We start from the raw sequence: 13,660 nt of genomic DNA, 5'->3' as shown, positions 1-13,660 counted from the left end.
TGCTGCTTTCCGATGGCATTGCGTTCGGCACTAACGCGCGTTCTGAAGCCCAGCAGGGCATTGCCCTGGGCGCAGGCGCAACGGTTAGCCACGATCAAAGTGTCGCCCTGGGTAGCAACAGCGTGACAGAAGACGCGGTCGCCACCAGTGGTGTCACGATTGCCGGTGATAGCTACACCTTCGCTGGCACCACCCCAGATAGCACGGTGAGTATTGGCAGTGCAGGCAACGAGCGCACGTTGACCAATGTCGCGGCAGGCCGTGTGAGTGAAACAAGTACCGATGCCATTAATGGCAGCCAACTGTTTGCCTCTAACCAAGCGATAGAAGAGGTCAGTACGATTGCCAATACGGGCTGGAATGTTCAAACCAACGGTGATGCCGCTACCAATGTTGCGCCTGGCGATACGGTTCAGTTCCTAGATGGCAAAAATGTGGATATCACTCGCAACGGCACGGATATCACTGTTGCCACAGCCGATAGCGTAGCTTTTGATAACGTGGCCATCACTGGTGGCCCGACGTTGAACGGCGGCGGCATTGATATGAACAGCACCACCATTAGCAACCTCGCAGATGGTGTGGATGCTCAAGATGCCGTCAACCTCAGCCAGCTGCAAAACAGCGCAGCGGCGTCGAGGACAGAGGTTGCGGGTGGCTCTAACGTGGCGAGTGTTGACCAAACCACTGGCGCTGATGGCCAAGCTATCTACACCGTTAATGCCGACGGCGCTTCAGTGAGTGCTGGTTCCGGTGCAGTAGATGTTACCGCCGCTGCCCCGGATGCGGATAACGTCACCGACTACGCGGTGGATCTTAGTCAAGCCAGCAAAGACAGCCTGACGCTGGCTGATTCCGCACTCCAAACTGTGGTCACTCAGATTGATGGCACCGACGTTAAAACGCTCGACCAGAACGATAACGTCGCCAACTTTATCAGCGGCCAGAATATTGAATTGAGCGATGACGGCGGCGCGATTGAGATCGCCACAAGCTCTGATCTTACTGCTGATAGCCTGACGATCAACAACGGCCCAACGCTTAATGGTAATGGCATTGATATGGGCGGCAACTCCATCACCAACCTGGGCGACCCAGTGAATGATGGCGATGCACTAAACCTTCAATACTTCAATGAAAACCGCGTTCGTTACTTTAGTGTGAACGATAACGGTGTCATCGGCGGTAACTTCAATAATGACGGTGCTACTGGTTTGAATGCGATGGCGAGCGGCGTAGGCGCTATTGCTAATGGCGAAGGCGCAGTGGCGATGGGCTTTGGGGCGAACGCTCTAGTACGTGGCAGCTTAGCGATTGGTAGTGGCTCGATTTCTGACCGTGCCTTAGCGCCAGAATCAGGTTTTATCACTGCGGGTTCAGCCACCATTGAGTACAACACTACCGACAAAGAACTGCTTGGCGCGATTTCCGTCGGGGACAGCGACTCTTATCGACAGATTATTAATGTTGCTGATGGTACTGAAGCGCAAGACGCCGTCACGGTTCGCCAGCTACAGGGGGCAATAGGCTCTGTAGTTAATACCGGCACTAAGTACTTCCACGCCAACTCTACGGCGCCAGACTCTCTTGCGACAGGTAACGACAGTATTGCGGTTGGTCCAACCACGGTCACCAACGGCGATAACGGCATTGGTATGGGGAACGGCGCAATTGTTGGTCAAATGGCACCGGGTGGTACCGCCATTGGCAATAATGCCGAGGTATTGCTCTCCGACGGAATCGCGTTCGGCACTAATGCCCGCTCCGAAGCCCAGCAGGGCATTGCCCTTGGCGCAGGTGCGACGGTTAGCCACGATCAAAGTGTAGCGTTAGGTAGCAACAGTACCACAGATGAGTCAGTTGCAACCCAGGGTATTACGCTGATTGGCAACGACTACTCATTTGCAGGCACCACGCCGGATAGCACCGTTAGTATTGGTAGTGCGGGGAACGAACGTACGCTGACCAATGTAGCGGCTGGTCGTGTGAGTGAAACCAGCACTGATGCCATCAACGGTAGTCAGCTGTTTGCTTCTAACCAAGCCATTGAAGAAGTAAGTGCCGCAGCTAATGCGGGCTGGAACGTCACCGACGGTACCAATGCCGCCAATATCGGCCCTAATGGCGAGGTAACGTTCACAGGGGATAGCAATCTCACTGTCGCGCAGACTGGCACCGATGATGCTGGTGAAGTGGAAATCAACCTTAATCGTGACCTTGATCTCGACAGCGTCACCGCCGGTAACAGCGAGCTCACCAGCGCAGGCTTAAGCGTCGATGATGGCAACGGCAACCTTACCACCGTCACCAACGATGGCCTCACCATTGCTGGTGGACCCAGCATCACCGCGAGTGGTGGTATTGATGCCAATAACCAAGTCATCAGCAATGTAGGCACACCAGTGGATGACGGTGATGCGCTTAACCTTCAATATTTCAATGAAAACCGTGCTCGTTACTACAGCGTGAACGACGGCGGCACTATCGGAGGCAACTTTAATAACGATGGTGCCACTGGGTTGAATGCCATTGCTAGTGGCGTAGATGCTAGCGCCAGCGGCGAAGGTGCTGTAGCCATGGGGTTTGGGGCGAATGCACCGATTCGAGATAGCTTGGCACTGGGTAGCGGCTCGGTGGTTGATCGCGCGTTGGCTCCAGACTCTGGCTTTATCCCGGCGGGGACAGCGACGATTGCATTCAACACCACTGATAAAGAACTGCTCGGTGCTATCTCGGTAGGCGATAGCGACTCGTACCGTCAGATCACCAACGTCGCAGATGGCACCCAAGCGCAAGATGCTGTCACTGTTCGCCAACTACAAGGTGCCGTTGGATCAGTCGTCGAGTCTGGTACCAAATACTTCCGCGCGAACTCCAGCGCGCCAGATGCCGCCGCGGTAGGTAACGACAGCATTGCAGTTGGCCCAACCACCGTCACAAACGGTGATAACGGCATTGGCATTGGTAACGGCGCGATTGTCGGTCAAATGGCTCCAGGCGGCACTGCCATTGGCGATAGTGCCGAAGTACTGCTGTCAGACGGAATAGCGTTTGGTAGCAATGCCCGCTCCGAAGCCCAACAGGGTATCGCTCTTGGCGCAGGTGCGACGGTAAGTCACGATCAAAGTGTAGCGCTCGGCAGTAACAGCACCACGGATGAATCGGTTGCGACTCAGGGCATTACGCTGATTGGCAATGATTACTCATTTGCTGGCACTACACCGACGAGCACCATTAGTGTTGGTAGTGTGGGTAATGAGCGCACGATCACCAATGTGGCAGCGGGGCGAGTTAGTGCGACCAGCACTGATGCCATTAATGGCAGCCAACTTTTCGCTTCTAACCAGGCTATTGAAGAGGTAAGTGCTACGGCGAACGCTGGATGGAACTTGAGCGTTGAAGATGGCGAAGCCAACAATGTGGCCCCAACGGGTGAAGTTAACCTCTTAAGTGATGACGGCAACATACTCATTACTCAGGCCACGGTTAATGATCGTGAAGAAGTAGCGTTTGGGCTATCCGATGATTTATCGGTCGCTAATAGCCTTACCGTAGGGCAAGACGGGCCTGTTATTAGTAACGAGGGGATTACTAACTTAGCCGAAGGTGATGTATCAGCCGATAGCAAAGATGCCATCAACGGCTCTCAACTTTACGCCACGAATCAGTGGATCGAAGTGTTAGAAAACAGCGTTACGAACGTTGTTGGTGACGGAAGTGATGAGTACATCACCAATAACGGCCTCGGCATTCGTTACGTGCGCACCAACGACAGTGGCTTAGCAGTGAGCGATGCCTTCGCTCAAGGGCAAGGCTCCACCGCTGTTGGCTACGAGGCCGTTGCCTCGGCTGACCGCGCATTGGCGATGGGATACGACGCGATTGCCTCACACCAAGGCAGCGTCGCGCTAGGGGAAGGCGCCCGTACTGCCGCTGCGGTTGGCACTGCTTCGGTAGAAATCGCTGGCCAAACTTACCAGTTTGCGGGGACTTCCCCGGTAGCCACCGTTAGCGTTGGTAGCGTTGGTGCTGAACGTACGGTGACGAACGTCGCAGCAGGCCGAATTTCGGCAGAGAGTACCGATGCGATTAACGGCAGCCAATTGTATGCCACTAATCAAGCGGTCGGGGCGCTAGACAACCGCGTCACCACTGTTGAAGGTGATATCAGTAATATCACCAACGACTTGGCCGACCTGGATGACCGTGCGGTGCAATATGATCGCAACGACGACGGCAGTGTTGATTACAACACCATTACCTTGGAAGGCGATGGCGGCACGAAGATCACTAACGTTGCCCCCGGTGATATTGCGCAAAATAGCTCGGATGCTGTGAACGGTAGCCAGCTATGGGATGTGCAGAACCAAATCACCAACATTGAACAAGGGGGCTCCAAGTACTTCCGCGCCAATAGCGACGGCCCTGCCGCAGACCCACAAGGTGCTGACAGCATCGCCATGGGGCCAAGCAGTGTCGCGTCAGGCGATCGTAGTGTTGCCTCCGGTGCGGGTGCACAAGCCAATGCGGAAGGCAGCGTTGCCCTCGGTGCGGACTCTGTTGCTGACCGTGAGGGTATGAACGGTGAGCGTGAGCGTTTCTCCAACGAATCCGTTGCTTCCACACAGGGTGCCGTTTCTGTCGGTAGCGCGGGCAACGAACGTCAGATCACCAATGTGGCCGGTGGTACGCGCGACACTGATGCCGTTAACGTCCGCCAGTTGGATGCCGTTCAGCGTGGTGCGGTGAACTACGACCGTGATGAAGATGGCAATGTTGACTACAGCACCATCACGCTGAAAGGCGACGAAGGCACCACCATCACCAACGTTGCCCCGGGGATTAATGAGACCGATGCGGTTAACGTAGGGCAGATGAACGAGCTGGGACGTCGTTTTGAAAACGAGATCGTCAACGTGCATGGTCGCATCGACAGCGTCGAACGCAACGCTAACGCGGGTTCTGCCAGTGCGATCGCCGCTTCCACGGTGCCACAAGCGTGGATGCCCGGTAAGAGCATGATTGGTGTGGGGGCAGGCACCTATGGCGGTGAGTCGGCGGTCTCGGTGGGTATCTCGCGTCTGTCCGATAATGGCCGCTGGGTTATCCAAGGCAAGATAACGGGCGACTCGCAAAGCAACTTTGGCGCAGGTATTGGCGCTGGCTGGCACTGGTAAGGGAGAACGACGTGAACAATCTTAATAACAGTATGATGACCAAGGCGGCCCTCGGGGCCGCCAGTATCGCCGCCGTTCTCGTTCTGGCGGGCTGCGCTAGCCCACCTAATAACGACCGAGCCGAGTTACGCGACGCCGGAGATGGCTTTCCAGCACTAGCGGGTAACTGGTATGACGGCGGCAAGACAGTCACGATAGATGGTAAAGAGTACACGCTTGAAAGTCTGGGTCAGCAGGGGCGAGAACAACTTCAGAACCTGCGAGTAACTGATCAAGAGCTACAGCGTTTACAAGATCAATTGGCGATTACGCAAACGGCCCGTAATACTTATGCCCGTATATTGGCCGAAGTGACGCAGTCGGTAACGCCAGTGAAGTAATCTCGCAAGCTGAGAAATTGCTTAATTTTGTTGAACGCCCGGTAGGCGAGAGTCTATCGGGCTTTTGTGAAGGATGGCCTGAATATGAGGATGCTACCCTGGTTGAGCCTTATTATTGTCGGGATTAGCACGCTAGCCAGTGCGGATTATGAGGCAGGGCTTGACGAATACCAGCGTGGCCATTACGCCTCCGCTATTCATGAGTGGCGTACGGCTGCAGAACGAGGCGACTCGGACTCTCAGTTTGCACTGGGAATGATGTTCGAGCGTGGCCAAGGGGTAAGTGCTAGCTTAGATGAAGCCTACAAGTGGTACCGACTTGCGGCGGACAATGAGCTTGCAGATGCTCAGGTTAGACTGGCTGAGCTTTATCTTCTTGAACGTCTTGATGGCGATTCAGGGTCAGCCGCGCAATGGTTTGAGCGGGCTGCCGAGGCAGGCAATGCTGCTGCCCAATTTCAGCTAGGTTTATTGTATTTGGAAGGTGAGGGCGTTGATGAAAGTGCTGAGCTTGCTGCGAGATGGTTTGAGTTGGCCGCTGAACAGGGCCATGTGGCAGCTCAGAACAATATCGGAAGCCTTTACGAAACAGGTCGTGGAGTAGAGCAAAGTTATACCCGCGCGTTTGAATGGTATGAGCGTGCTGCGAAGCAAAATGATCCATTCGCGCAAAATAATTTAGGTGCAATGCATGCTAGGGGGCATGGGGTTGAACGTAACCATGCTTGGGCTGTTTTTTGGTTCGTTATGGCTGCTCAAGGCGGTAACGATTTGGCTAAAGAAAATATCGAGGCAAGTTTGTCTAATCTTGAAGAAATGCAAATTGCCGGAAGCCGCGTCAATATACGCGCGGGAGCGAGTACTGATTTTGACCGTATTGCATCATTGACAAGAGGCACCGCCGTTTATGTGTTGGGGAGTATGGACGGGTGGAGCCAAGTCTACTTCCAACAGGACAATGTACCCGCTTTAGGTTGGATATCTAATACACTAATTGAGTGATTTTTAATAAAGCTAGTGTTATTTGGGCAAAAAATACATTACCGAGCGTGCCTATGTGTATCAATGATGGTGGCGTTATGAATAAAAGTAGCAGCTGGAGTAGCCTAAAGGCTAAGTCGCTATTGCAACGTTTTTTAGGCGTTGTAGTAGGAGGTGTGCTTCTTGTGACTTGTGGGCTGTCCTACGCATCCGATACACACCATCAAGTGATGCCGGGTGATACGCTTTGGGATATTTCAGAATATTATTATGGCACTCCTGACGAATGGCCTACTTTACAGCAGCTGAATGCGATCGCTGATCCCTTCAAACTTCAGCCCGATACAATGGTGGACCTCAGTGCTTTCGACCCTTTTCCTTTGTCAGTTCTATACCGCTCGGGGGATGCATGGTTAGTCGAAGAGAACGGTGAAAAGCTTTTAGAGAGTGGAGACACAATTAAGGTTGATTCCGTCATTCAAACCGGTCCGGGATCTTCCTTAACCGTTCAAATGCGTGATGGGGCTAGGGCGGTGGTGCCCTCTAATTCACGCATTGTGTTAAAGCGTGAAGGTGAAAGTGGGATCACGTTTCAATTAGAGCAAGGAGAGATAGAGTCATACGTACCTTCAAATCGCATGCGCAGAAGAGCATACAATATAGAAACAAATACGGGCGTGCTCGGTGTGCGCGGTACTCACTTTCGGGCAGGCTACTCAAATGAAACACTAGTAACGTCGGTTTATGAAGGGAATGTTGCTGCTCAAAACCGAATAGGTACTGCAGAAGCCTCAATAAGTAAGGGAGAGGGCGCACGTATTGATGAAACAGGTGGTATCCAAGTTGTGCGTTTATTGCCACCACCCGATGACGTAGATATCACCTCGCTGCCAAATGAGGCCATACAAATAGATATTTTGTCGTCTATGCAGGGGAAAACTTACAGAGTACAAATAGCAAGTGATCCAAACTTTTTAACGATAATACGTGACCAACGATCTGTGGGCGACCAGGTACAGCTCGCCCCACTTTCTCCGGGGTTTTACCATTTGCGAATAGCTGCTATAGATGATTTTGGTATCGAAGGTAATAGTGCTATTTTCGTTATTCATCATCATGGGAATCGAGTATCCGTTAAGCAGGAAGAAGACTCGTGGGTCTTCGAGTGGCTTCATAGAGCACAAATAACCTACCGCTTGCAACTAGCAGCTGATCACGAATTTACGAAAGTTTTATTGGACTATGAACCTCAAAATAACGGTCCTTTAAGAGTGAGCCGTCTGCCTGGCAACGAGATATTCTGGCGTGTAGTTAGCTTAGATGAACGAACAGATATGACGGTTGTTCTCGATACTGGAACACTAAATGACACAGGGCAGTAGCCTTTCTAGAGCATTGCACCGACGGTTTGTGATGACATGGTGTGCAATGGGTAGTTTATTACTACCCATTGCTTTTTTTCTTTATAGTTTGTCTCCCTTACTGTCTGATAATTTTTTTTACGATGCTTGGCTTTCCAGGCAATCAGAGCCTCCTTCTGCTGATATTTTGGTTGTAGCGATAGATGAGCCCAGTCTACAAGCATTGGGCCGTTGGCCTTGGTCTAGAGATGTTCACACCCAGCTGATTGATCAGTTGAATGCAGCGGGTGTGCAATCGATTGTGTTGGACGTCCTGCTAGTTGAGCCAAGCCGCCTACCTGAAGAAGATGCGCGGCTTGCTAATGCAATGCATCGCCATGGCAGCACTTATCTTCCAATGGCACTACTTTCTGAATCTTTATTGGAAGGTAGTACACGAGATGTTTTAACCCCCCCTTCTCCATTATTATCTGCTGCCAGGGGCGTTGGACATATCAATATGGTGCTTGATACTGATGGCGTGGCTCGGTCGGTTGAATTGTTGATTGAGCGCCGGGGTGATGTATGGCCACAGCTCATGACCCTTCTTGCGGATGGAGAGAATAAAGGAGAGCATGGTGTATCACATTGGCCAACTGAGGCGATAAGAATACCATTTAGAGGCCCGACTGGTTCATATCCAACTGTTTCTTATCATGATGTATTAATGGGGTATGTTCCCGCCTCTTTACTCAGAGGTCGTACTGTCTTAGTGGGTATGACTGCTCTTGGTTTGGGCGATCGCTATAATGTATCGTTATTGTCTTCCAGTTTAATGCCAGGTGTTGAAGTACATGCCCACTTACTTGATGCCCTACGAAATGAAACTTATATACGCCAAGTAGACAGCTGGATAGGGGCTTTTTTAGCAAGCTTGCCTATTGTTGTCTTAATGCTATTGGCATGGTGGTTAAGGTTTCGTTATTTATTACTAGTGGTGCTATCGCTCGGTATTGGGGTGTTATGCGCTTCTCTAGTTGCGCTGAATTTTAGGTGGTGGTGGCCTCCTTTTGCGAGCCTAATAGCATTGGGCATCGCCTTCATTGCAATTGTTTGGCAAAGCCAGGCAACATTGCTGTCTTGGTTTAAGCGTGAGCTGGAATTGTTATATCAAGAACCATCTATCTTGCCGTTTAGGGAGCCTGATGATATTCGAGGTGAGGGTGGGAAACTTTATCAGCAGTCTCAAGCACTTGAGTTTGCGCTAGGTAGAATTGTAGAAGGGCGGCGATTCATATTAGATGCAATGCACTCATTACCGCTCCCCATCTTCATACTAAATAAGAAGGGAGAGGTTCTACAGGCAAATAAAAAAGCATTGGCGATTTGTTGGGAGGAAGGAGAGCAGGTCATCGATCACATTGATGCTTTGCCATCCTTCCTAACCTTTGAAGAGAAACACGGTTTTTCGACTATATGGCCACCCCAGCCAGCTGGAATGAGTAACGTCAACGGCATTCAAATAGGTGGATTATGTACTGATAGAGATGGGCGAACGTACCGACTGGAGATGGGAGAGTTATCTACAACGACGAATAGTGCGGCTGGGGGCTGGTTAGTATGGCTGGTTGACCTGACAAGTGAAGTAGAAGCTGAAGCACAGAGGTCTAGTATGCTTAGTTTCCTGTCACATGATATGAAAGCTCCTCAGGCAAGAGCGCTAGCATTTCTAGAAGCCCAAAAAAATCCAGCCTCGGCCGCAACGCAAGCTAATTTCTATAGCTATTTGGAACAATGCCTCACGATGGGGCTTGGGATGATTAACGACTTTATTAATTTAACGCGAGCCAAGTCATTTGACTTGAAAAAAGAGTTTGTGCTTTTTGAAGATGTTGTTATGGAAGTGCTAGATCAAGTTTACCCACTTGCGAAATTAAAAGATATTAAAGTGGTGAGCAAGCTAAAAGATGAAGATGGCGCCCCGATGATGGGCGACAAGAACTATCTTGCAAGAGCTGTGTTTAACTTAATTGAAAATGCCGTTAAGTATACGCCTTCTGGGGGCGAAGTTAATGTTCTTGTGTATCGACAGGGTAAGTGGATTGTGCTGCAGGTTTCTGACAATGGCGTCGGTATTGAGTCTGATGAAATTAACGATATTTTCGACGACTTTACGCGCAGCGATAAGGATGGCGTGGCAGAAGGGCATGGTCTCGGGCTAGCATTAGTGAAAACGGTAGCAGCTAAGCATGGCGGCGAGATTTGCTGTGAAAGTGAGTTTGGTAGAGGTAGTCAGTTTACAATGAAGCTACCTTCTTGTGAGTTGTGAGTTGTGAGTTGTGAGTTGCCGAAGTGCCAATTGTTAGTTGTTTTTTTGAATGCTGATTATATAAACGACGTTGCCTAGCTCAGGCATCTGTTGTATTTGAAAACGAATATTGACATCTCTTAACTGCATGCCATATTCCCGTTCTGGTTGATCATGATGGTAGGCTGGTCGTGGGTCTTGGCCTAATACCTGAGTAATTAGCTGCCTTAAGTCACTAGCATCTGCGCGTTGAGCAAGTGCTTTTTCGGCCGCTGAAGAGAATTCTACGGGGTAAAAGGGTGGCGGTACTGGGGCAAAGCCTGAGCGTGCATTCGGAACGGCTTCAGTCCAAGGCAGGTAAGGTTTGATATCTACCACGGGTGTACCTGTCATTAAATCTGCTCCTTTGAGCAATAGGCGTGCACCGTTGTGTGTATCAATACCCACTAGCTCAACGAGCGATAGCCCTAAACGATTAGGCCGATGTGTGCTACGACTCGCGAATACCCCTATTTTTTTATTGCCACCCAGTCGGGGTGGGCGTACAAGGGGAGCCCACTCTTCGGGACTGCGGTGAAAAATAAAGCTGATCCATAAGTGGCTAAATGCTTCTAGTCCACGAACGCTTAACGGTGTGTTGAAGGGGGGCGTTAATATCAGTGTCGCTTTCGCTGCCGTCGCTAGTCCTGGTTGGCGAGGAATGCCAAACTTATCAGGGTAGTCGCTTTCAATATAACCTATAGGGTTGATGGTAAATGACTCATTTATGGATATATCGTGCATGACACACCTTACGTGTAGATAAAAACGAAGTATAAAGCAGTCAAGCATCGAGTTGGGATGCAATGACCCGTTAAGGTGCGATAATTAAATAGTGGAGTTGTATATATGCTAAGTACTAATGTGACAAGTACTAATGTGACAAGTACTAACGTGAGCCAAACACCTTCTGCGCCCACTCCACGAATTATCTATCGTGAAGGGTTTGCCCGTGACGCAGCTGACCAAGCAGAGGTGTTTTATCACGCGGTGATGCAGGGCGCTGCTTCCCACTATGGTGTAGACGAACGCCGAGCTTGGGCGAATGCTCTGCCACGCGAGGCAAGCGCCTGGGCGGCCAGACAAACGCTTTATACTACGCTGGTTGCCAGCTGTGATGGGCGATGTGTCGGGTTTTTAGAGCTGGATGTTGCGGCCAAACGTATAGAGACACTTTATGTGTGGCCTTCACTGACTGGACGCGGGATCGGTACCACATTGTTGATACACGCTGAACGTATGCTGCTTGAGCAGGGCGTGTCGAGTGTAGAAATTGAAGCAAGCTTAGTGCTTTATGAACGTTTGATTCGCCGAGGTTTTAGCAACCTCGGCGAGCAGTGGGTAGAGCGCAGTGGCGAGCTTTTGAAACGCTATCACTTAGTCAAAAAGCTCAACGCTGTCGAAACCTGAATACATCAAACGTCGAAGGTGTGGGTAATGCGCATCGATAAATCGATCGATTTTAGGTCTTTGGTGAGTGCGCCGCTGGAAATGCAGTCAACACCGGTATCGGCAATTGCCTTCAATGTTGCTGCGCCGACATTGCCAGAGGCCTCAAGTGTTGCCCGCCCACCAGTTATTTCGACGGCTACATGCAAGTCTTCTAAGGCGAAATTATCGAGCATGATAATGTCTGCCTTTGCGGCCAGTGCTTGATCAAGCTCCTCAAACGTTTCCACCTCTACCTCTACTGGCAGGTCACTTGCCAATTTACGAGCTTGCTCAACGGCTGCCGGAATACCGCCACAAGCAGTAATATGATTCTCTTTAATTAAGAAAGCATCCCACAATCCAATCCGATGATTATGTCCACCGCCGCAGGTTACTGCGTACTTTTGAGCTAGGCGCATTCCAGGCAATGTTTTACGCGTATCTAGTAGACGGACATTAGTGCCTTCAATTAAATCAACGTAATGTCGTGTTGATGTAGCCGTGGCAGACAATGTTTGCAGCATATTTAGGGCAGCACGCTCACCGGTCAGTAGGCTGCGAGCAGGCCCTTCTAGCTCTAAAAAACACTGATCTGCTTGAAGAGAGTCGCCGTCTGCTGCCTGCCAACGTAGCGTAACGCGGTTATCTAACCGTCGAAAAATCTCATCTACCCAAGCAACACCACAAAGTACTGCGGGTTCACGCGTAATGATGCTGGCGGTTGCCCATTGGTTCTCAGGGATTAGCTGCGCTGTAATATCGCCAGGGCCAATATCCTCAGCTAGTAAGCGGGCTGCGCTAGCGCGTATCTCTTCGGCAAGAGCGTTTTCATAATGCATGGCGGTGAGTTCTCTAGGCGTTATTGAGTGTGTTGGGCATTATAGTGAAAGAGAATGCCAACGTAGAGAAGAGTGTATCTGTTATGAAAAGTACAGCCTTTGATGGGCAGTGGCCAAGCGCTAGACAAATGGCATCACCCAACTGCGATCAGCGCCCCAATAGTGAGGTCTCGCTACTGCTTATTCATGCGATTAGTTTGCCGCCCGGTCAGTTTAGTGGTGATGCCATTGAGGCACTGTTTACTAACCAGCTAAATTCAGCAGAGCACCCCTTTTTTGCTGAGATTGCACATCTTAGGGTATCAGCTCACTTTCTGATTCGTCGCGATGGCGAGTGCTTACAGTTTGTTGATACAGATCATCGCGCCTGGCATGCCGGGCGCTCATGCTGGCTGGATCCGTATCAAAAGGCGTGGCGAACAGCCTTAAATGACTTTTCAGTGGGTATTGAGCTGGAGGGTGACGACGTGACCCCTTTTACCAAAGCGCAATATCAAAGGTTAGTAGCGGTAACTCAGTGGCTAATAGCGCGCTACCCACAGCTGGATAAGTCACGCATTACCGGTCATGCTCACGTGGCTCCACTGCGTAAAACTGATCCAGGGCCAGCCTTTGACTGGGCTTATTATTATCAACAGTTAGATGCTTAGCGCTGGGTTAATAAATTTGTAAAAGAACGTTGGAAATTTAATTAAGTACTTCACTCGTAAGTAAATAAAACGGTAGTTTGGCTACATTTTTGAGCGTTTGGTAGATTCGTCTAAAGTCTTACTATTTTTTTATGTTGCGGTGCAATAGTCTGTTTTCGATAGCCTTTTAGGGCTTGCTGGAATTGGCAGAGTGACGACTTTGCGGTATCTTCTCATATACAAAAGGCTAACTTTTACGACAATTGTGTAGCTTTACTACATCGGAAAGTACGTAGCTTGTTGAATGTAGAAAGAAAACCTCTACGCGACGCTTAGGCGTCGGTGTTTTATCGGCCTGTGGTGGCTAAACACCGCAGCCGCCCCAGGCCCTAAGGGTTGGCGGGGCTCATTGTCATTTATCGTCATTCGGAGAGACCTCTATGAGTCTGGAGACAAGAGAAGATCTCGATCCGCTCGAAACCACGGAGTGGCTGGAATCCCTGGAATCAGTACTGGATCGTGAGGGCGAAGATCGT

Annotated in this window: 9 protein-coding genes; 7 read left to right on the top strand and 2 right to left on the bottom strand. The window is 50.5% G+C overall.

Annotated elements, in window-relative coordinates:
• The 5 genes from K7H08_RS18280 to K7H08_RS18260 form a co-directional block, all read left to right on the top strand.
• A partial coding sequence (locus tag K7H08_RS18280) for a YadA-like family protein (RefSeq protein ID WP_231658679.1) occupies positions 1–5,177 on the top strand: 5,177 nt, incomplete at its 5' end.
• A gap of 11 nt (positions 5,178–5,188) precedes the next feature.
• Positions 5,189–5,557: a DUF6447 family protein gene (locus K7H08_RS18275; protein ID WP_231658678.1), complete on the top strand. Its 369-nt coding sequence runs from the start codon at positions 5,189–5,191 to the stop codon at positions 5,555–5,557.
• 84 nt (positions 5,558–5,641) lie between these two features.
• Entirely contained in the window at positions 5,642–6,559 is a 918-nt protein-coding gene (locus K7H08_RS18270) for an SH3 domain-containing protein (RefSeq protein WP_095604706.1), read from the top strand.
• A 77-nt stretch (positions 6,560–6,636) separates the two neighbouring features.
• The gene (locus tag K7H08_RS18265; protein ID WP_231658677.1) at positions 6,637–7,920 is read left to right on the top strand and encodes a FecR domain-containing protein; all 1,284 of its coding nucleotides are present in this window, start codon (positions 6,637–6,639) and stop codon (positions 7,918–7,920) included.
• Positions 7,921–7,966: 46 nt separating this feature from the next.
• Positions 7,967–10,207: a CHASE2 and HATPase_c domain-containing protein gene (locus K7H08_RS18260; RefSeq protein ID WP_231658676.1), complete on the top strand. Its 2,241-nt coding sequence runs from the start codon at positions 7,967–7,969 to the stop codon at positions 10,205–10,207.
• Positions 10,208–10,240: 33 nt separating this feature from the next.
• On the opposite strand, the gene tsaA is transcribed toward K7H08_RS18260, so the two are convergent.
• Entirely contained in the window at positions 10,241–10,969 is a 729-nt protein-coding gene (tsaA, locus tag K7H08_RS18255; protein ID WP_231658675.1) for a tRNA (N6-threonylcarbamoyladenosine(37)-N6)-methyltransferase TrmO, read from the bottom strand.
• A 105-nt stretch (positions 10,970–11,074) separates the two neighbouring features.
• Here tsaA and K7H08_RS18250 point away from each other — a divergent pair, with 105 nt between their 5' ends.
• The gene (locus K7H08_RS18250; RefSeq protein ID WP_269438963.1) at positions 11,075–11,635 is read left to right on the top strand and encodes a GNAT family N-acetyltransferase; all 561 of its coding nucleotides are present in this window, start codon (positions 11,075–11,077) and stop codon (positions 11,633–11,635) included.
• A gap of 5 nt (positions 11,636–11,640) precedes the next feature.
• On the opposite strand, the gene nadC is transcribed toward K7H08_RS18250, so the two are convergent.
• The gene (nadC, locus tag K7H08_RS18245; protein ID WP_038478005.1) at positions 11,641–12,495 is read right to left on the bottom strand and encodes a carboxylating nicotinate-nucleotide diphosphorylase; all 855 of its coding nucleotides are present in this window, start codon (positions 12,493–12,495) and stop codon (positions 11,641–11,643) included.
• Positions 12,496–12,578: 83 nt separating this feature from the next.
• On the opposite strand from nadC, the gene ampD reads away from it, so the two are divergent.
• Positions 12,579–13,145 carry a 1,6-anhydro-N-acetylmuramyl-L-alanine amidase AmpD gene (gene ampD / locus K7H08_RS18240; RefSeq protein ID WP_038478002.1) on the top strand — a complete coding sequence of 189 codons (567 nt, stop codon included), beginning with the start codon at positions 12,579–12,581 and terminating at the stop codon, positions 13,143–13,145.
• Positions 13,146–13,660: the final 515 nt, after the last annotated feature.

This window comes from Halomonas sp. IOP_6 (assembly GCF_021151565.1).
Taxonomy (GTDB): Bacteria; Pseudomonadota; Gammaproteobacteria; order Pseudomonadales; family Halomonadaceae; genus Vreelandella; species Vreelandella alkaliphila.
This window is presented reverse-complemented; position numbering and strand designations above follow the sequence as displayed.